This window comes from Pantoea sp. X-Soil-TKNS-1211, assembly GCF_059730495.1.
Map to the genome: position 1 here is coordinate 3,808,843 of NZ_AP035953.1, position 21,052 is coordinate 3,829,894.

Here is a 21,052-nt window from a genome sequence, read left to right on the forward strand (position 1 = left end):
TGCTCCGTCCCTGGGTTATTCATATCGCGTCAGCACCTGTGCAGCCGCGTCTGCATCTACGCTGAAGATCTCATCCGGTAAGGTGAAGCCGCGTAACCGTAACAAAGCCAGAGGGCCATCACTCATTTGGCTACGCAGCACCCATTGCAGGTTGCGTTTATCGGCGGTGGCAAAGCTCAGCATCCACTGGCTGTGATCCAGTTGCTGACGCTTCCCCTGCTCCAGCCAGCGAATAAACCCCCAGGTGCCAGCGTAATCGCCGTACACACGGCCTCCGCTGCCCACCGTCGACCAACTCAACAGCGCACCCGGTTTTACACTCTCACCCGGCCAGCGGAAGGCATGCCATTCCGCCATCTGATTGAAGTAGCGGAGCTTTTGCCCATCTATCGTCAGATGCGTTTCCATTACCTCGGACACCGGACGCCCCTGCAATTCAAAGCTGATGCCCTGGGTGCCGTCGGTGAACAGAATATCCGCCAGCTCGCGTAACTGATTGACCGCTTGCAGGAAGGCCGGATTGAACGTCAGCCCCTGGCTGTGTGCGCGATCTGGCACCCAGTGGCTGCCCTCTTTTTGCAACACCCCAGCGAGACGATGGTTCAGGAAACTATCGAGGCGGCCAGCATCTTTACGGATGAACTCCGCCAGCATTGGCAGCGAAGCGTCGCTGTTGCTGGCAGCAAACGGATAGCGGCCATCAAACGCATTACGCCAGTTGTCCACCACTGCCCGCCGCCACTGCGCATTCAGACTGACTGCCGAGGGTTGCAGGATGGTCTCCCACGCCTGCGCTAATGGCTGGACAAACAGCGTCTGACCAAAACCACTCCACTCTTCCCCGAGACTGGCCGCCATCAGGCTGCCATACTGCTGGGTGTCGGTCAGGTCTACGCTTTTGCCCTGAAAAATGGTCTGGGCCAGCGCCTGTAACATCTCCTGGGGATCAGGCGCGGCAGCTACCTGCTGTAATCTGAGACGAACCCGAGTGATACGTGTCAGGTAAGTTTGCAGGCTGAGAGAGCTGTCGGCCGCCATCAGTTGCGATCCGTTGCTCCGTCCCACCAGCGCCAGCAACGGGCCGAAGGTGCTATCCAGCGGCCCTGTGGGTTCAGCGGGTTGCTGGTCAATGACCGGTTGCGCCTTACGGCCAATCAGCGTTTTCGCCGAGTTAAGCAGGCTGGCGGCAACCGCCTCACGCCGTTGTCCGGTCTGCCCTTGCCACGCGAGGGTATTAATCAATGCAATCAACGGCGACTGACGCACGTCACTCATCAAAGTGAGTTGGTCCGTCACATCGGCGATGTTGTGGGTCGGGTTCAGCCGCAACTCGTTGAGAAAATTCAGCCAGCTGGCGGCAAAATCGGTGAAGTAGCGCTGCGTCAACCGCTCCTGTAGCGCCTCGGGTGAGACATCCTGCGCCAGCGCGCTGCGGCTATCGCTCAATACCCAATCTATCTCCTCACGGCGTTCCCGCGCGGCTTTCTCAATCGCCTGCTGCACTCCGCCTTCCCATGCCTGACGGGTAAACATGCCGGGAACCACCTTATCGCTGGTAAACAGTCGGTGTGGATCGGTGCCTGCCGTCATATCTTCCAAATCGACATCAGCATAGTTACGCCGCACCGCCTGCAACAGATTGGTATACAGCGTGCTCTCCGCATTGCGGCGACTAATTTGCTGGAGTAAGACCTGCCGCACCTGCGCAAGCAGCTCCGGGTCAGGTTGAATCGCCCATTGGGGTTGCGAGGATAACGAGGCAGCATAGAAGGCCCATAAGTCCGGTGCCAGGCTTTGCCACAGACTGGTGGAGATCCCGTCACGTTGTGGTTCCACCTCTTTCATCGTCTGCGCAAAGAAATCGGCTGCGGCACGGTCGGGGCGTGACATCATCAGCCAGGCCTGCAATTGGTTATAGCCGGAGGGCGCCAGGGACGCACGCAGCGGGCTATCAGGCGGCAATTCTGCCAGGCGGGTGAGCTGCGCTTCGAGCGCCACACGGGCGGAATCGTGAATCACACGATGACTCGTCACGCCATACCAGGGTAGCAACGCGCTATAAAGTTCACGGGTATGACTGAGAGCGAAACGTTGATACCAGGGCGTACCCTGCGCCATCCAGTGCTGCTGACGGCCAAGATCATTACGCAGATGATGTAATGTGATCAGTTGCTCGTCATTGATGGCCGGGTTCTTCACCAGCGTCCTGACCTCCTGTGCAGCACTCATCACCTGCGATCGGTTAACCATAAACGACACCAGCATACCCGTTGCCCACAGCAGCATCAGCCCCAGCAGCGACCAGACCAGCGTCTTCTGCCAGGGCAATCCGATGCGACGGCCTTTCATCTCATCGCGGGTAATCTGCTGCCAAAGAGAGGGATGCGGCAACGCATGCGGATAAACATCGATGGACGTTGCGTCTGGCAAACTAAACATCAAGCCGCATAACGGTACGGAAGATTGCGGAGCGAACCAGGGTGCCAGGTGCTGCTGCCAAAGCAGGCTGCCCCCCTCGGCAAGTTGTTGCGACAAGCGTAATAACCAATCATGACTGATGTTGTGCGCGACCTGCGCCATTCCCCGCGCGCGCAGGGCAGGTTGCACATTATCCAGCTGCTGCTGAATATCTTCAGACTTTGCACCAGCGGCAAAGGTTACACCCACCGCGCAGGGCTCATGCCCTTCCTGTGGCCATTTGCTGCCGAGTGACTGCCATAGCCAAACCGGAGCCTGCCAGCGCAGCATAGCGCTGATGCCCTCCAACGCACGCAGGGACGTATCACTGCGGTGCGCAGTTAAAACGTCATCCGCCCCCAACACCAGCACGATACCATCGAGTGGGCAGCGGGGGCGTAACGTACGCAAAGCAGCGAGTTTTTCCCGATCTACCTCGGTGCGCAGATTGCCGCCATAAATCAGTACCGTACGCTGGCCTTCCAGCCATTGTTGTGTCCTCAAACCGGGAACCAGGGCATCGATAGCGGCATCCTCCCCGGTGATCAGTAACAGACGGACGTTACTGCGCCAGAACAGGGTGTAGCGGGCGCGCAAATGGTGAAGTAACACTGTTATCATCGGTTGCTGAGTCTCTTCTGGCGGGCATTTTTCGGTTTTGGTCCTCACGGCACCACGAATATTGCCCTTGCCGATAGCAACACCAAGAACAAGCAGGCAAAGCAATCCCACCCAAGCGGCTAAGCCGCTCATCAAAAGATGGAACAGCGCGTTCCACTCCGTGGCGCGTTCCAGTAAGAAGATCCACGCCAGTACTCCCCCCACTATCACCGGCACAGCAGCAGTCACAAGGGTCACTACTACCGTTAACGCCGTTGAGAAAGTGGTCAGTTTTTCTTGCTTATTCATAGGGTCTTACAATTCCTGTTGTTACCCTTCCAGAGAGATCGCGGGCAATCAGCACCAACATCACTTAGCGCAGCGGGTTAAGCTCCGGCCACAGCGATAGTGTGATCGTGCAACGACAGTACGATGCCCTGCTCCTCATCCCAGCCCAGCGTCAGGATGGCGGGTTTCCGTCCGGCGGCGATCAGCGTCAGCAATTGTTGGCTCAGCACCGGAAGAATCTGTTGGTTCAGCAAGCTGTCGATGTTGCGGGCGCCAGTATCCGGCAACAGGCAGGCGGTGGTCAGCGCCTCATACAGGCTCTCTTCAAGGTGAGTACGGATGCCGTAATGACGAGCCAGCCGCTGGCTGACCTGCTCCAGTTTCATGGCAACGATGGTACGCAGCGCCGTCGGAGCCAACGGTCGGTATATCACCGTCTGGAAGCGCGCTAACAGGGCGGATTGGAAATGGTCGCGCAATAGCGGACGTAATCTTTGCTGTAAATCGGCATCACTGGCGTCAGGTTGTTGCTCCAGGTGCTGCATCAGTTGGTCACTGCCGAGATTGGAGGTCATCAGAATAACGGTGTTCCGAAAATCGATCTCACGCCCTTCACCATCACGCATAAAGCCGCGATCGAACACCTGATAAAACAGGTTCAACACATCGCGGTGCGCCTTTTCCACTTCATCCAGTAGCACCACGCTGTAGGGACGTTTGCGCACCGCTTCCGTCAGGACACCTCCCTGTCCATAACCGACGTAGCCGGGCGGTGAGCCTTTGAGCTGACTGACGGTATGCGCTTCCTGATATTCGCTGAGGTTGAGGGTAATCAGTGACCGCTGTCCACCGTAGAGGGTATCTGCCAGCGCCAGCGCAGTTTCGGTTTTCCCTGTACCGCTGCTCCCCACCAGCAGAAATACACCCTGTGGCCCATTTTCTGCGGCGAGACCGGTTTTTGTCGCGCGTAGCCGCTGCGCAATCGCGTGCAACGCGTGATCCTGCCCAACAACACGCTCGGCCAGGGCGACGTCCAACACCAGTAGCTCGCTTTGCTCATCTTTCATCAACAAGGAGTGTGGGATGCCGGTCCAGTCAGCCACCACATGCGCCACCGTGCGTGCGTCCACATCCAGCGCCAGTAGCGGGGTTGCCTGTTGAATCTTCACCAGTCGATCCTGTAGGGCGGCAATCTCTTGCTCCCGGGAAGGGTCGCTGCGGCAGGCCAGTAACTGCTCCGTCAGCCCTTTTTCCTGCTGATAACGCATTTCTAACGCGGCAAGATCATCATTACGCTGACGGATAAGCTGCCGGGTTTCGGCGAGACGGTTGTTACCGTCATAATGGCCCACCGCACAATCCTCCAGTAACGCCTGCTGCTCCATTTCCAGACCGGTGATCTGTGCCCTGAGTCGTGTGAGCGATTCCGGTACGGTGTCCAGGCTCATCCGCACCTGCGCACTGGCGGTATCCAGCAGATCAACGGCCTTATCCGGTAATTGGCGGCCCACCAAATAACACCGCGAAAGGCTTACCGCTGCCCGTACCGCTTCGTCCGAAATATAGACGCCGTGATGCTGTGCATAGCGGGACTTCAAACCGCGTAACATCAGGCAAGCGGTTTCATCATCCGGTTCATCAACCTGCACACGTTGAAAGCGCCGTTCCAGTGCTGCATCACGCTCGAAATATTGTTTGTATTCACTCCAAGTGGTGGCCGCGATAGTGCGTAGTTCACCTCGCGCCAGTGCCGGTTTCAGCAGATTGGCGGCATCAGCACCGCCCACCTGATTACCTGCGCCGATCAGGGTATGGGCTTCGTCAATAAACAGCAGTACTGGACAGGGTGACTGCTGCACGGCGGCAATAATATTTTTCAGCCGTTGCTCAAACTCACCTTTTACACCGGCTCCCGCCTGGAGCAGACCCGGATCAAGCGTGCGAACGCTCACCAACTTCAGGCTATCTGGCACGTTACCCTGCACGATGCGCAGCGCCAGCCCTTCCACCAGCGCAGTTTTACCTACGCCAGGTTCCCCCACCAGAATCGGGTTGTTTTTACGCCGGCGGGCCAGGATATCCACCATCTGACGGATTTCACTGTCACGACCAAAAACCGGGTCAATATGACCTGCTCGAGCGCGGGCAGTGAGATCAAGGGTAAAGCGATCCAGCACCGCCTGATGGCAATCGCTATTCGCCATGGATGGAGGCAATGCCAAAGCAGCGCTGAAAATCTCGGGCGGTCTGACCCGTTCATCAGACTGCTCCTCAAGCAGCGGGCACAAGCGATCAAGCTGGGTTTTGCCCAGCGTCAGTAACGGCCAGAGTTCATCGCACTCCAGCAGCATCGGGGTATCCGCCAGCGCCATTAGCAAATGAAGCGTACGAATCTGTGTGCTTTCATTTTCCAGCGAAGCGCACAGCCAGCCCTGTTTCAACAAGGCTTGCAAGCGTGCTGAAAGCGAGGGATTGCTGCGTACGGAGCGAGGCTGAGTCTCCAGATAACGCAACAGGGATTGCCAGATATCATCCAAATCCCACGCATAACGACGGGCGATCACCGTCAGATCGCCTTCGCCTGCTTCCAGCAGCTTCAGCAGCCAATGTTCGGGGGTGATTTCCGTGTGGGCACGGCTCTGACATAAAGAGGCCGCAGCTTCGAGCGCACGGGCGCAGAAGGGGTTGAGACGTCGTAGCAGAACGGCGGACTGGTGTTCCATTTTTATTTCTCCATTTCAGGCACGCTACCGCCCCTGGCCGTAACCCATGCCCATCAGGTGTCAACTTCCGATGTTTATTGAAAGCCCGCGCAGGCAGGAAAAGAGCGGACGGTATTACCGTCCGCATGGGTTTAGCCAGCAAGGGCGACCTGCCGCGCATTCCACTCATCAGAATGAATGATGTTGCCTTCTTTGAAGGTCCAGATGATTTTTTCGTAGTGCAGCTCAATCTCTTCCAGGTGATTGTGCTTCTCTTTGGAGGGATCTTTGATGTCATGCATCAGTGGGCTTACCTTTACGACCTTGACGTTTTCCAACGTGGTATTGAAGTACTCCACTTCGTTCCCACCGCTATCAATGAGATACCATTTAAACTCGGCGCTTTTAAGTGTCTGACCGGTGGTTACCGCCTTGTAGAGATACGGGCTCGAGGAGTCGACCGCTTTGGTAAACTGCAAGGGGGCATGCACACGAGCGCCCGTCACCTTGCCGGTATTACCATCGGTAGGAATATGCACCTGATGTTTCAGTGCCACGACCTCAACACTTCCCTCCCGATGCTCGGCCTCAACCGAACCTTTAATATCGACGCCGCCATCGTTTTTCAGCCACAGATAAACTGGAATCGCCATAATTTTTTACTCCGTTAAGTGTTGGTTACCGTCACCATCCCGTGATGACAGCAGGGTGTCATCCGGCTCCTGACAGGCATCAGCCTGCGGCACCAGACGAATTTCGACACGCCGGTTGGTTGCGCGCCCCTCCGGGGTATCGTTAGTAGCAAGTGGACGACTCACACCGTACCCCTGCACCGCAAAACAGCTCTCCGCGATAGCCCCGCTATCTCGCATCCAGTTACGTACCGCCTCCGCACGTTTTAGCGAAAGCTGCTGATTAAATCCGGGGTCACCGGTATTGTCGGTATGGCCGCTAATCACAATCAGCCAGCCCGGTTTTGCGCGAATGCCAACCAGGGCGTTGATCAACATTTTGGTGGAACCCGACTTCAGCTCTGCCTTGCCAGAATTGAACAGAGCCAGGCTATCGAGCTGCGCAATTGTCGCCTGTGGTTGGATAGCAGGCTGACGTGGATGTGATGGAGGAGGGTGCCAGCTACGAATGGCATCCAGCACCGACAGTTGCAAACGCTCGCCACGATACAGCCCCATTCCCAGTGAGAAGGGTTCACCCTGGCGCGCCCACTGATCCAACTGTGCTGCATCCTCGCGCAGCACCGCGACAGCCGCGGCTTTCGGAGCCACATCGATCATGGTGATACGGTGGTAATGGGCGAGATCGAACGCGATACGATGGATAAGCGCCTGGTTATTCCATGCGCTGCAACAGAGCGCGATAAAAGCAAACCCGAGAAATAAGCTCAGCGCCATCGGCAACACCCGGCGAAGAGGGGTAACGTCCTGCCCGCGCGGTAACAAGGGTAAAATGAAGTTGGGTTGGACATTCCCCCCATGGTTTGCCGACCAGCCAGCAACCGACCGCAGCGTGGTGCAGCCAGACAATCCTTGCTGCCAAAGCGAATCAGACTGCTCCTGTGGCAGCGTGGATTGCAGCGCGCAGAGCATGGCATGAGGGGCAACCGGCGCCACATCCGGGTGTTCTGCGGATAAAAAACCCAGCACACGCTGACTGAAGTTGCTATCCAAGGCGTTAAACAAGATCTGCTGCTGGATTACGTTGGCATCTGCCTGCGCTAACCACTGCTCACTGGATTGCGGTGCCTGGCCTTCATACCAAATCTGTGTACCCGTCCCTGCCAGGGTGACTTGCCACAGCGGTTGTGCCGTCAGTGTGATGTTGCCCGCCACCCGTATGCTTAACAGCAGCGGCAGCGCCTGCCGCACTTCACGACGCAGCATGGCAATCTGCCAACGTAATTCATGCAGCTGTTTTTCCAGGGTTGTCAGCTGTGTATGTTGTTGCGGATTCACGCTGACACAGATGGCAATCTGGGCTCCCCAGCCAGGACGCCATTGCAGCAATTGCCGTAGTACGTGCTGTAGTTCGCTGCTGGCGTGGATGCGTATCCAACATCCCTGTGGCACCAGACGGACGGCTTCCACTTCCGGCCAGTCATGCGTGTCATCACCGCAGCACAGCACCACCGGCAGGCGATAACTCTCTTCGGGCAGCGCCTCGCTGAATGGCAAGACGGAAGGTGGGCGGTGGATCGCAGCCCAACCTCTCTTTATGCGCCGCAGTAAAGCGGTCATCCCTTCACCTCTGGCAGCAGAGTCGCTATCAGTTGATCCAACCAGCTATCCAGCCCCCACCACATTGCCAACAGCATTAATCCTGAAAGCCCCAGACGCACCGACCAGTGGCTCAATATACCCCGCCTTAGACCACTATCCGCCACGGCCAGCAGGCGTTGATCGGTAGCATGCCCGAAGGGAGGAACACGCTTATTCAACGCGCTGACCAGATTTTGGCGTTCTGCGGTTTCCAGTGACGGATAGCCACCAAGAAATCCCAGCAACATCACCCTATGAAAGCACATCAACACCATGGCATCCGCCACTGGCTGGCTAAGTACCTGCCGCATTCGGTCGCACAAGGTTTCACCGGCATCGATGGAGTGCAGAAAGTGCCCCTGAAGTGGCAGGTGATACCACTGCATACAAGCGTCATCCTGCACGCCACGCCCTTTCACGGCTTCATCAAGCAATGCACAATGCGCCAACAGAATGTCCTGACGGCATTCGTCACTGGCACCCGCATCGCGCAGTACCTGCTGCACCTGCTTAACATCGGCTACGCAACGCTGCCATAGCGCTTTACCCTCCCCCTCCTTAAATCGTGGCTGATGCCGCAGACTAATGACCTGCAGCCAGCTGTTCTGCATCAGTGCATCGATATCCACAAAACCTCCCTGTTGGTTGTCACTCATGTTCTTAGTACTGCGAAGAGTTCAAGCTCCGGGTCTCCCAGTGTTCCGGGAACGTAAAACATACAGCAGCCACTCTCCAGCATCGTACGTGCAGCCGGGTGTGACAGGTCGAGGGAGAAATATTGATTTTCCAGCCGCAAAGGAAGGGCTGCGGGAACACGGCTCAATGGCTGGAGCGGAATCCCCAACTGTGAGGTATTCACCAGACTCATCACATCATCCGGGCTGCCCACTTTGCACTGGCGTGGTACTTGTTCCTGTAGTTGCACCACCGGTAAAGGTGAACGCACCGAAAGATAAAAATCAGCCTCTTCACGCAAACGCGGATCATTGAGACGAGCCAGCCACTGGCGCAGTCTTCGGTCATGGCTCATCTCAATCGCCACCACGCGCGATGGCAGGCTGGCTTCCAACAGCCTGGACAGCAGACTGAATAACGCCGGAAATACGTTGTTAAGATCATCATGTCGATAGAGCGGGATGGCATTGGTCTGATGCTCAAGGGAAAAGGTCAGCAAACCACCGGCCAGCCGCGCTAACTCCGGGTATAACCGCTCCGGCGCACTTTGTGGATGACGCAGGAAATTCGCCAACACCGGTTCAGCGCTGTTTAACGCATTCAACAGCCAGAACAGCGACACATCTGCGACGGCAAAATCGGCCATGCGCTGGTTGCTTTCGCGACGCATCGCCATCAGCCGGGTCAGCCGTGCGCGCAACTGCGTCATCAGTTGTTCCAGCGCGGTCATTAACCAGCAGCTTCCGCTCAGCACCAATAACGGGGGAAGAAACTGGTGGTCCAATGTCCAGCCCCCCTGAGTATCCCGTTGCAGACGCGCGACCGGACAAGTCAACCACTCGCTGTTGTCCTGATGGGCATAACGCAGCGCCAGCTCAGGATGTAACACGGCAATCTGTCGTGAGTCATCGCCAAACAGATTACGGATGTCACGCCAACGCTGACGAAAACGCACCGGACGTTCCGCTACCTGGTCGGGTTGTAGGCAGTTACCACCATTCGCGTACATCTGTGGCAGTGCCAGAACGACCTCCACTTCCTGGTGTTCAGCGCTCAACGTCAGTGTGGGCGGGAGCGGATCGGCATTCTGGGTATCAATCAGCGTTCCATCGCTGAAGCGAACATGCAGATGGCGAGGCTGGAGCCGCTCCTGCTTCAGTGACTCTGGTTCGAACTCGGCCTGAAACACCCCCCAGGGGTGATTAAGTCCCATCTTTGCCAGACACTCACTGCGCCACTCGGTCCATGTTGATTGCTGCTGAAAATGCTGGGGCGAGATCATCACCCCCCGCCCCCAGAGCGGTTGTTCTGTTTTCATCCCTGAATACCACCCTTACGATTTCGCTTTTGGCATCTGTGAAACCAGCGACAGGTTGACATCCATACCTTCCACCTGGAAATGTGGCACTGCGAACAACTTCACGCGGAAAAAGCCAGGGTTATCCTCAATGTCTTCCACCACCACCCTGGCATCACGCAGTGGATGTGATGCCTGGAGATCATCACCAGGGTCGGTCATCTCGGTGACCAGACTTCGTACCCAGGCGTTCAACTCCATCTCCAGCAAACGCCGATCCTTGGTCGTACCGATATTTTCGCGCTGGATCATCTTCAGGTAGTGCGCAATTCTCGACAGCAGAAAAACGTAAGGCAGACGGGCGTTGATGCGACTGTTAGCAGTCGCATCGGCAGTGTCATACTGGATGGGTTTTTGCGTCGAATTTGCCGAAAAAAAGCAGGCATAATCGCGATTTTTGTAGTAACTCAGCGGGATAAAGCCAAGATTGGCAAACTCAAACTCACGGGTTTCCGGGATCATCACTTCAGAAGGAATTTTCACCTGATTGCCGGTGCCAAGATCATAGAGATGAATTGGCAGGTCCTGCACCGCTCCTCCGGCTTGCGGACCGCGAATTTGTACGCACCAGCCGTTGTGGATAAAACTGCGCACCATATTGGTGGCAAAGGCAAAAGATGCGTTGATCCACAGATACTTGTCATGATCCGGGCCTTTTACCTCCTCCTGGTAGTTGAAGCTACGCACCGGCAGGGTATCCGGACCATACGGCAAGCGTCCCAACACACGCGGCATGGTCAGGCCGATATAACGTGCATCATCGCTTTCGCGGAAGGACTTCCACTTGAGGTATTCGGCGCGGTCGAAGTAGTTGCCAATATCCTTGATGGCCGCGACCTCTTCCATATTCTCTTTCAGGAAGAATGCTGGCCCCACGGATCCGATAAACGGCATGTGCGCCGACGCGGCGACCTGCGCAATATTACGCAACAGGGCAACATCCTGTGCGGAGGCATCAAACTCCCACGCTGAGATAATGGCAGCAATCGGTTCGCCACCGGGCGTGTCATATTCGCTGACATAAGTCTGGAGATAGAGGCCGCTCTGGATAATCTCTGGAGAATCTTCAAAATCCTGACGTAAAGCTTCTTTAGAAAGATCCAACAAGGTAATTTTGACGTTTTGGCGAAAATCAGCCTTATCAACCAGCGATTTAAGCCCACGCCAGGTGGACTCGACTTGCTGAAAAATGGGGTGATGCATCACCAGGTCAAGTTGACGGCTGATTTGCTGATCCAATTGTGCAATATGATGATCCAGCAGCGTTTTATTGAGTTTCTCTACTTTCAATCCACTCTGCTTCAGGCACTCCAATAGCACCTGCATCGCTGCGGTGACGCGTTCATCAGTGCTGGCATCAGACATGGCCTGGCTGTCCTGCCAGACCTCCAAATCACTGAGATGCGCTACTGGATTGAGATTAATTTTTTCGAACAGGGAGGTATAAACACAGGCTGATTCAGGTCTTTCAAGCACAGTCGCTTGACCGCCAGTAGCAGTTTCATTTTTTGCAGACATGACTTTTCTCTCGTATTAATCCATTAAATCGCTGGTGATCAAGCTTTTCCCGGCACCAGGGCAGTCAGTTCAGCGCGTAATGCATCGCTCAGCGCGGGATCTTTCAGGATGGCTTCAAACTCTTTGCGGAAGGTTACGTTATCGAGCAGATTGGATTTAAGATCGCGCAATAAATTGCGCATGGCGAGCATCGCTTTCAGTTGGGGAATTTGGCGGGCAACCTGTTCCGGTTCAAAATCTTTGATCTCACGGAAGGTCAGATTTAACCACTGTTCGCTACCGTCTGCAGCCAGGGTGTCCGTTACATTCAGATTGATGGCAGGCGAAAATGCCGCCAATACATTGTTGAAATTGTTTTTGTTAACCTCGATTTTTTCTCGTTCAGAGAGCAGGCGGGTCTCCTTGCCGTGACTAAAATCCCCCGTAACCAATAGCTTGAGCGGCAACTCAACTTTCTTCTGACTTCCCCCCGTATGCAGGTCGAGCTTGATATTGACACGTGCTTTAGGAATCTCATTTTGATAAGAATTGCTCATATTTACTCCTTGTAAAAATGGCATAAAAATCGACTGGACAACCCTTTCCGTGTGTAAAACTTGAGCAATATAAATGAGAATTCTTAAAAGATGCAACGCCTGAAATTATATATTTCGGTACGTATCGCAGAAAAAAACGGCTGACAATAAACAGCCTGGTGCAAATAAATACCAGGAATTTTCATATTTTTTTATGAAAAAAAATAAAGAAATCAGATTAATAATTCATTCCTCATAAATAAAAAACATCCAAAATTTCAACTCATTACGTAATGCCATCCAGTTAACCCCATCGCGTAACTGGCAAGCATTAAACGAAGTTGTCGGAATTGTCTTCCTACAGCTACTGCTCACGAGAATCAATTTTCCAATTTTTTGATCAACCCGACATTTACGCTAACTATACTTTGGTATAGTTAAGATATTATTTCCCTGGTGTTCGCCTGAATAGATTAGGCATCCCCTCTTCCGAGGGGATTTTTTTCGCCGCTATCCGCCCTTCTCCTCATCTGATTTCCCCCCTTAACACCCCGTGCTATCTTAGCCATTCGCTTTATCGTAACCGGACAAAAAACAATGGCAAAACAGCGCGTGGGGATCATTTTTGGCGGCAAGTCAGCCGAACATGAAGTGTCATTACAATCAGCCAAAAACATTCTTGAGGCCATCGATACCAGCAAATTCGAGGTGGTGCTGCTGGGTATCGATAAGCAAGGCGAGTGGCATCTGAATGATGCATCCGGCTTTCTGCTGAATGCGGAAAACCCATCGTTGATCGCTCTCAATCGCTCCGGCGAGAATGTGGCGCTGGTTCCCGGCCAGGCATCGCAGCAGCTGATTACGCGCCAGAATGCTCATCCGCTGTCGCAAGTCGATGTGATTTTCCCGATTGTGCACGGCACCCTGGGTGAAGATGGTTCGCTGCAAGGTTTGCTGCGCATGGCTAATCTACCATTTGTCGGTTCCGGGGTGCTGGGTTCTGCCGTCAGCATGGATAAAGACTTTACCAAACGCCTGCTGCGCGATGCCGGACTCAACGTTGCGCCATGGATTAGCGTCACTCAGGCGCAGCGCGTCCGCCTCGATGTACAGGCGGTGGTGGATAAATTTGGCCTGCCGTTATTTATCAAACCCGCCAACCAGGGTTCTTCGGTCGGCGTCAGCAAAGTCAGCTGCATGGAAGAATTCGCTGCGGCACTTGATCTCGCCTTTACCTTTGACCGCAAAGTCCTGATTGAACAAGGCATTAAAGGGCGTGAAATCGAGTGTGCTGTGTTGGGTAATGATGAACCTGTCGCCAGTCCCTGCGGAGAAGTGGTGGTGCACGATGCGTTTTATTCGTATGACACCAAGTACATCAACGAGAGCGGTGCCCAGGTGGTGGTGCCCGCCGCAATTAGCACAGAAGATAGCGAAGCGATTCGTGCCGTGGCACTGCAAGCGTTTCAGACACTGGAGTGCAACGGGATGGCGCGTGTCGATGTGTTCCTGACAGAAGACGGAAAGATCATCGTCAATGAAGTCAATACGTTACCCGGCTTTACCAACATCAGCATGTATCCGAAGTTATGGCAGGCAGCCGGTCTGGGCTACAGTGCGCTGATCACTCGCCTGATTGAACTGGCGCAGGAACGCCATCAGCAGAGCTGCGCACTGAAAAGTAGCATGTAAACGTCAGGCCACGTCGTTAACCAGCGCGCGTGGCTCCACAACTGGCGAAGTTTGATTGCGGCCATTGCGTTTCGACAGGTAGAGGTTTTTGTCAGCCGCCGAAATCAAGCGGTTAACCACCCCTTGCCACTCACGCTCGTTCACTGCATTGCTCAACGCCAGCCCCAGGCTGGCGGTAACCGTGACAGTATTCCCCTGCAACCAGAATTTCTCTCTGACCATTGATTGGCGGATAGCTTCAGCCAGTTGATACAGCTGGCTGTGATTGTAATCAAACACCACCACCACAAATTCTTCGCCGCCAAAGCGGCAAACCAGGCCACGATTGTTCACCACATCCTGAATGCGGCGCGCAATCTCCTCCAGCACGCCATCACCGGCATCATGACCAAAGTTATCATTAATGGTTTTGAAATAATCGACATCCAGCATCACCACCCCTGCTGCACGCTGCGGTGAGAACGGCTCCTGACGCAGATTTTCATACAGCCCGGAACGCGACAACAGTTGGGTGAGAAAATCAAAATTGGCGCGCAATGACAAACGCTGATTCAACTGCCGGATGGCATCCATACTGACGGCCACCAACAGCGGGCTAATGGTGATGGTCGCCACCCCCAGGCGTACCGAGGTCAGATGGCTGATGGGCAACAAGGCATCATCCCCTTGAATATTCATCACGCCGTGCGAGACCAGAATAATTTCGGTGATACCGGTGATCAACAGCACAAGGCTGGTGATCGGAATCGGCAATACAATGGCACACCAGATCAGCGCTGGCACCGGAAAGGTCAGGCTACCAGCCCCACCGATCATCGCGCCAATGGTGAGCGACACCACCACACCCGTCAGCGGCAGCAGTTTTCCAGGATGCAACAATGAACGCCACGGGACGGTGCGCAACGGACGCGCCAACAGCACGGGAAGCAACATTAATGACGTGGAAAATTGTTCGCTGAACCAATCGCCCCAGGCGGTAATAAAGCGTGCGTTGAAATCCACTTCCTGCACCCAGGCTCCCCAGGTGGCACAGGCCAGCGCCGCCAGCAGGCAGGCGGGGAAAATACGCATCGCGTTGATCACCTGGCTATTCGCTGAAGGTGGCAGCAGATGCTTAATTAGCATGCTCACCGCCACCAGAATAAACAGAATATTGGCCACATTGAGGGTGACCGCAGGCAGCGCCCAGCCAGAAAATACCGTGTCGTTAAACACCATCGCGACAAAGCACACCAGATAACTGGAAATGCGATGCAGAAACGGATTACGCACCATCAACCCGGCAATCAGCGCGTTGACCGGCCAGAACAGCGACAGCTCCTGCGGCACACGCAAATGGCTGCCAATAAAGCAGAAAAAAAGCGTGATGAGGAACAGTGAGAGAGCATTCTTTTTAAAATTATTCTCTGCAAACAGCTTAACGCGCATACGTCTGAACCCTGTAACCTGGAAAGTCGCTGCCATACGCCGGTGGGCATCAGCAGGCATTAGACCTGAAAAGTTAGTAATCTGATTCGTTAATTAAGCTCGTGTTCATCCTTCAACTCTACGGCTGAATCCATGTCCGACATAGAAGGATGTTGGAGAAAAGCGGGATAATTATGCCCTGTAAACAAAAAAATCGGATATCCGAGATATCCGATTTTTAAGCCAAAACACAAATTTCAGTGGCTAACCGATTGCTATTTTACCGCAACCGGCCACTGACTCAGACGAATGCCACGTTTATCTGCACTTTCGCCAAAATCCTGTAGCACTGCTTTGACGTCGGGGTCGAGATACTCGGCATTGTCGTGGTCCACAATCACCACACTATTTTCCGGGATCTCCGCCAGTAGCCCCTGCAATTTGGGGTTGTGAATAAAAGTCAGATTCTGCTGGAAGCGCAACACGTAATGGTCGTCATAGCGGGTCAGCTGCAACGCATTTCGATGGCTTTGATAGAGGCTGCACAGGAGTTGGGTCGCGATACCGATACCAATCCCCGCCAGCATGCCAAACACGATGATGCCGCCGATGGTGGCGAGGAAAGGGATATATTGCTGCGCGCCCATACGCATCTGTTCGATGAACAGCCGCGGTGTCGCCAGCTTATAGCCGGTGTAGAGCAACACCGCCGCCAGACTGGCGAGCGGGATGGCGTTCAGCAAATCGCTAAACCATAAACCGCAAATCAGCAGCAACACGCCATGCAACAGAATCGATACCTTGGTTTGCGCGCCGACACTGACGTTGACCGAACTGCGTACAATCACCGCGGTGATCGGCATCGCCCCGAGCAAACCAGCGGTAAGATTACCCACCCCCTGCGCAAACATCTCTTTATTCGGCGAAGGTGCCGGATGTTGTGGGCGCAGCTTTTTCAACGCCTCCTGACTCAGCAGCGTTTCCAGGCTAGCAACCAGCGCCAGCGTCACCGCCACTACCCACACCGACGGATTACGCCAGGCCAGCCAGTCCGGGGTTTCCAGCTCGCCTGCAAGCTGTGCCATGCTATCAAACTCTGGCAGGGCGATACGCGGCAGGCCCGCGATGCCAGACACCGTGGCCAAACATCCCACCAACACCGCCACCAATGGGCCGGGTATCCAGCTCAACGCTTTGATCGATTTGACCAGCGGCGTGGTCCACAGCCAGAGGATCGCTAATCCAACGCCCGCCACCAGCATCGCCGACGCGGAGAAAGCAAACTCGCCGTTGACCAACGACACCAGCTCCGCATCGCCTGCGGCCCCTAGTGCCACCGGAATCTGCTGGATAATCAGCAGAATACCAATCGCGGCCAGCATACCTTTGATGACGCTGCCCGGCACCAGTGCGATAAAACGTCCGGCGCGCAGCAAACCAAACAGACACTGCAATAAACCGGCAAGCATCAATGCCGTCAGAAAGGCGGAGAAGCTACCCAGCGTCTCAATCGATGCCACCACAATGGTGACTAACCCGGCAGCCGGGCCACTGACGGCAAAACGCGACGGACTCAAGGCGGTGACCAGCAAACCGCCAATCACCCCAGTCAGCAGACCGGCAAATGGCGGCAGGCCACTGGCCTGGGCAATACCGAGACAGAGTGGCAGCGCCACCAAAAAAACCACCAGACCGGCCGGAATATCCTGGCGCAAGGTTTGTAGATTCATGGTATCGATTCCTCTGTAGATTGCTGAATTAACTCTTTAAGATGCCCGGATTGCAGGTCATACACGCAACCAAACACATCCAGCGACTGACCGGCCTGCCATGCCGATCGTACCGGTTCGCTGCCAGTCAACTGAGCAAACTGGGCCAGTACGTTGGCTTCCACCAGGCGGTTCAGCTTGTGGGTCTCCTCTTCCTGCTCATCAGCGGTACGATACGCCTCCAGCCCCTGCGCCAGGCCACTGCGCAGGGTCGCAATGCGCCGCGCCAGCGCCGAATCTTCTTTAGCAAGCGGGCTTTCAGGCAGTCCCAGTGCGGCCTGAACCCCGCCACAGCCGTAATGGCCGCACAACACAATGCGTTGTACGCCAAGATAGAAAATCGCGTACTGCAATACGCTCATCAGGTTGTCGTCATCCGGCACCACCATATTGGCGATATTGCGATGGACAAACAGCTCGCCGGGGTGCGCTCCGGTCAACACTTCCGCTGGCACACGGCTATCGGAGCAGCCAATCCACAGGGAGTGCGGTTTCTGCTGATGAAGATATTTTTCAAAATAGTGCGGATTACGCTGGCGGCGCTGTAATGCCCAACTGCGATTTTTCGCTAATAAGGGTTTGAGTGTCGTCACAATTATCTTCTCTTAATGTCCGGGAATATCGCATCCAGGCGAATAACGCCGTGAATAAGATATAGCTCAGGGGAAAAAGTGGAGCTTCCTCACAGAAAATGGTTATAGACGCTTAAGAGTGGTTATGCACACTGAATATTTCCCGTGCATCTCAATGTAAATTGAGATTCAGTTTATGTCAGATGAATGTAAGGTTATGCAAGAGGCAGCGGTAATGTTACGCGGAATGATACGAATTAAAATCAACTAGTTAAATAAAATAAAAATGATGGATTTTGAATGCAATGACAAAAAAATACACACACAGCAATTAAGCCTTTAACCCTTCCATACCAGATCGGCCATTTTTACCAGGAAATATCTTAATTATAAAATTTATGATTAGATGATTTCACCATCAAATACCGATTATTACCGAATAACACGCTATTTTCGGCCGGTTAAGATGGCAAGAGATCAGGAAAATAATGAGGGGGGTAATAGTTGCAAGGAAAAGTAAATATTGCTGGACCTAAAAAGGATTAAACAGCGCCCGACCTGGCAGGCGCTTTTGGGTCTGACGAATTATTTACCGTCCCACGCTTTGAGTCGCGCTTCACGTACTTGCAATTGCTGTTCCGGCGTCAGTTTGTTGTAGTTTTCCGCCATCCCGCTCTCCCAGTCACCATACAGGGGATTAGGTAGCACGATAAATTGTGTGCCAAAACGTTGATGGTTACTGCTCACGAAGGCCTGGCGCTGCGCATTGCCTTGATGCCAGGTGGCACCACCGAAGTCATTCAGGTTATCCCCGGCGTACAGCACCACGTTATAGCCTTCTGCTTTGATAGCATCAAAACGCGCCTGTTTGTTGGAACTACCAGTACTGAGTCGCACCGTTTTTTCACTCACTCCGGTAAAACCGAGTTTCTTCAGGTTGTCCACCGTCGCGGCGTAATCTTTCTGGTCACGATTGGAGACGTAGAACATGATGCCGCCATGGCTGTTAACGTAGTTGGCAAACTCCACTGCCCCCGGCACCGCCGTTGCCTGACGTGCCTGCGTCCAGGCTGACCAGGTTTTGCCACTGAATGGCTGGCCATTTTTCGCCTGCCACGCGCTGTAGGCGCTGTTATCGATCATGGTTTCGTCGAGATCGACAATCGCCGCTTTCGGCTTACCGGCCAGCGAAGGTGCCTGATCAAACGCCATACGCGCGGTATTGAATGCCTGCCAGCTGAGCGCCTGATATTCACCCGATTGCTGGAACCAGTTGACGGCCAGCACTGATTGCTGGGCAAGTTGCGTCTGTGCCTGCTGTTTTGCTGGCTGCGCGCAGCCGGTCAGCACCAGCACCATCAGGCCAGAGCCAGCCAGCCAGGTGGTTTTTTTCATCATTTCATCCTTAAGCGATTGCGGTCAGTTTAGGTAAAGCGTTAAAAATGTAGCAGTTAACTCACGCTGTTGGCAGTACAAAACGTTCGGCAAGATAAAGGAGATACTTATGGCTCACCACCCACCCCAGGTTCCTCGTTCCGCGCTGCTGGATGCGTTGAGCTGGCTGGAGTATGCCTTTCAGCCTGCGGGCATCGCGGTACCCGACGATGCCGCCTTTGGTCATCAGCGCCACAGTGCTACCGTGGTGATGGCGTCAGATAACCTGCCGCCTAAAAGCTGTGAGTCTGATGCACTGATTGGCGAGGGGACGCGCCCGGTGGCGGTTTACACCGCTGATTGTTTGCCGGTGTTGTTTGCCGATAGTCAGAGCCATCAGGTCGCGGCGGTACATGCTGGGTTGAAAGGTACGCTCTCCGGGGTGCTGAGCAGCACCATCGATCGCCTGCTGACGTTGGGTGCGCAAACCAGCACGCTGCATGTCGCCATCGGCCCGGCAATTGGTCCCTGCTGCTACGAGCTGGGCAGAGATTTGGTGGATCAGATGCAAGCGCAGCCGGGCTTGCCGCCCTTAAGCTGGTCCGAAACCCAGCCGGAAAATCTGCGTGCCATCCGTCCCCAGGCGCGTGCGCAGCAGCAAGGAATCTGGTTTGACTTGCCGCATCTGGCGCGGGGTTTGCTGCAACAACGTGGCATTCCTGCCGCGCAGATTGAAGTGGTGGAGATGTGTACCTATTGCATGGCCGAAAGTGGTTCCAGCTACCGCTACAACACCCATTTTGCCAGCGGTTATCAGTCGCGTTTTTCGTGGATCCGTTGTCGCGACTGAAGAGTTTCGCCGACAAAAATCTGGTAGTTAAGATCGACACTGTCGACCGTCAACGCCGGATCGGCGATCTTCTTCAGCAGTAGCTCTGCCGCCTGGTAGCCAATCTCATAGCGTGGCGTGACCACACTGGCGAGGCTGGGGTACATTTCACGGCTGCTCTCCAGGCCGTGAAAACCGGTGATGGCGATCTCATCCGGCACCACAATCCCCCGGCGCTGACACCACAACAACGCGCCCAATGACAGATCGTCATGAGTACAAAAGATCGCGTCCAGTTCAGGATGCAGCCGCAACGCCTGTTCCAGCATAGTGGCCCCCAGCCGCTGGGATGACAGGGCGCGGGGATTGATGCGCGCTGCACGTAACTTCCGCTCCTGCATCGCCTTACGAAACCCCTGGAAACGACACTCATCACGCCGATCGTCCAGCGAGCCGAGATAGACGATGCAGCGCCGCCCCTGCTCCAGCAAAGTGCGCGTCATGTCGTAGCCAGCATTGAAGTTGCTGTAACCCACCTGCATATCCAGGCAGGGTCCCTGAGTATCCATCACCTCGACGATGGGGATCTTTGCCGCGCGCAGATACTTCACCGTACGGTGCGTATGCTGTTTATCGCTGAGGATAATGCCGTCAATGTGCCAGGAAAGCAGGTTGCGCACCTGTTCCTCTTCGCTGCGTGGATCATAGTTGTAGTTGGCGATCAGCGTTTGATAGTGTCCTGCACGAGTCGCCTGTTCAATGCCGCTCAGCAGGTCGGCAAAGATCTGATTTTTAAACGATGGGATCAGGACGCCCAAGGTACGGCTCGGCGGTTGACCCGCCTTGGGGGGGTTGGGTGTGTAATTGATTTCTGCCATCGCAGACGCGATGCGGTCGCCGGTGCCGCTGGCGACCTTCTCCGGTGTGCGCAGATAGCGGCTGACGGTCATCCGGGTGACGCCTGCCCGCTCGGCAATGTCCTGCAACGTTTTCGTCATAGCTCACCTCCCTGTGCAGCCATGGT

General features: G+C 54.8%; 15 protein-coding genes. 2 read left to right on the forward strand and 13 right to left on the reverse strand.

Annotated elements, in window-relative coordinates:
• Window positions 1-15: 15 nt before the first annotated feature.
• The 8 genes from AC6I8W_RS17910 to tssB all read right to left on the reverse strand — a co-directional run bounded on the left by AC6I8W_RS17910 (window position 16) and on the right by tssB (window position 12,406).
• Entirely contained in the window at window positions 16-3,366 is a 3,351-nt protein-coding gene (locus tag AC6I8W_RS17910; RefSeq protein WP_497836098.1) for an ImcF-related family protein, read from the reverse strand.
• Between the two features lie 77 nt (window positions 3,367-3,443).
• Complete coding sequence (gene tssH / locus AC6I8W_RS17915; RefSeq protein ID WP_497836099.1) at window positions 3,444-6,068, reverse strand: type VI secretion system ATPase TssH; 2,625 nt, start codon at window positions 6,066-6,068, stop codon at window positions 3,444-3,446.
• Between the two features lie 131 nt (window positions 6,069-6,199).
• The gene (locus AC6I8W_RS17920) at window positions 6,200-6,700 is read right to left on the reverse strand and encodes an Hcp family type VI secretion system effector (RefSeq protein WP_497836100.1); all 501 of its coding nucleotides are present in this window, start codon (window positions 6,698-6,700) and stop codon (window positions 6,200-6,202) included.
• 6 nt (window positions 6,701-6,706) lie between these two features.
• Window positions 6,707-8,299, reverse strand: coding sequence for an OmpA family protein (locus tag AC6I8W_RS17925; protein ID WP_497836101.1), 1,593 nt, complete (start codon window positions 8,297-8,299; stop codon window positions 6,707-6,709).
• Window positions 8,296-8,976 (reverse strand): type VI secretion system protein TssL, short form, encoded by a 681-nt coding sequence (gene tssL / locus AC6I8W_RS17930; RefSeq protein WP_497836102.1) that lies wholly within the window; start codon window positions 8,974-8,976, stop codon window positions 8,296-8,298. Before tssL ends, AC6I8W_RS17925 begins: the two co-directional genes overlap by 4 nt.
• A complete protein-coding gene (gene tssK, locus AC6I8W_RS17935) occupies window positions 8,973-10,313 on the reverse strand; it encodes a type VI secretion system baseplate subunit TssK (protein ID WP_497836103.1) in 1,341 nt (446 codons plus the stop codon). Before tssK ends, tssL begins: the two co-directional genes overlap by 4 nt.
• Window positions 10,314-10,328: 15 nt before the next feature.
• On the reverse strand, window positions 10,329-11,870 hold the full coding sequence (tssC, locus tag AC6I8W_RS17940) for a type VI secretion system contractile sheath large subunit (RefSeq protein WP_497836104.1): 1,542 nt from the start codon (window positions 11,868-11,870) through the stop codon (window positions 10,329-10,331).
• Window positions 11,871-11,908: 38 nt separating this feature from the next.
• On the reverse strand, window positions 11,909-12,406 hold the full coding sequence (tssB, locus tag AC6I8W_RS17945) for a type VI secretion system contractile sheath small subunit (protein WP_497836105.1): 498 nt from the start codon (window positions 12,404-12,406) through the stop codon (window positions 11,909-11,911).
• Between the two features lie 576 nt (window positions 12,407-12,982).
• On the opposite strand from tssB, the gene ddlA reads away from it, so the two are divergent.
• Window positions 12,983-14,077 (forward strand): D-alanine--D-alanine ligase, encoded by a 1,095-nt coding sequence (gene ddlA / locus AC6I8W_RS17950; RefSeq protein ID WP_497836106.1) that lies wholly within the window; start codon window positions 12,983-12,985, stop codon window positions 14,075-14,077.
• 3 nt (window positions 14,078-14,080) lie between these two features.
• Here the strand turns inward: ddlA and AC6I8W_RS17955 are convergent, their stop codons facing one another.
• From AC6I8W_RS17955 to AC6I8W_RS17970, 4 genes are all read right to left on the reverse strand, one after another.
• Entirely contained in the window at window positions 14,081-15,505 is a 1,425-nt protein-coding gene (locus AC6I8W_RS17955) for a GGDEF domain-containing protein (protein ID WP_497836107.1), read from the reverse strand.
• A gap of 254 nt (window positions 15,506-15,759) precedes the next feature.
• Window positions 15,760-17,214 (reverse strand): SulP family inorganic anion transporter, encoded by a 1,455-nt coding sequence (locus AC6I8W_RS17960; protein ID WP_497836108.1) that lies wholly within the window; start codon window positions 17,212-17,214, stop codon window positions 15,760-15,762.
• A complete protein-coding gene (locus AC6I8W_RS17965) occupies window positions 17,211-17,852 on the reverse strand; it encodes a carbonic anhydrase (protein WP_497838223.1) in 642 nt (213 codons plus the stop codon). The genes AC6I8W_RS17960 and AC6I8W_RS17965 overlap by 4 nt, the downstream gene beginning before the upstream one ends.
• Before the next feature lie 558 nt (window positions 17,853-18,410).
• The gene (locus AC6I8W_RS17970; RefSeq protein ID WP_497838224.1) at window positions 18,411-19,220 is read right to left on the reverse strand and encodes a 5'-nucleotidase, lipoprotein e(P4) family; all 810 of its coding nucleotides are present in this window, start codon (window positions 19,218-19,220) and stop codon (window positions 18,411-18,413) included.
• Window positions 19,221-19,329: 109 nt separating this feature from the next.
• Between AC6I8W_RS17970 and AC6I8W_RS17975 the strand changes: the two genes are divergently transcribed.
• Window positions 19,330-20,049 carry a purine nucleoside phosphorylase YfiH/LACC1 family protein gene (locus AC6I8W_RS17975; RefSeq protein ID WP_497836109.1) on the forward strand — a complete coding sequence of 240 codons (720 nt, stop codon included), beginning with the start codon at window positions 19,330-19,332 and terminating at the stop codon, window positions 20,047-20,049.
• Here the strand turns inward: AC6I8W_RS17975 and idnR are convergent.
• Window positions 20,013-21,026 (reverse strand): DNA-binding transcriptional regulator IdnR, encoded by a 1,014-nt coding sequence (idnR, locus tag AC6I8W_RS17980; protein ID WP_497836110.1) that lies wholly within the window; start codon window positions 21,024-21,026, stop codon window positions 20,013-20,015. The genes AC6I8W_RS17975 and idnR overlap by 37 nt on opposite strands.
• Window positions 21,027-21,052 lie beyond the last annotated feature (26 nt).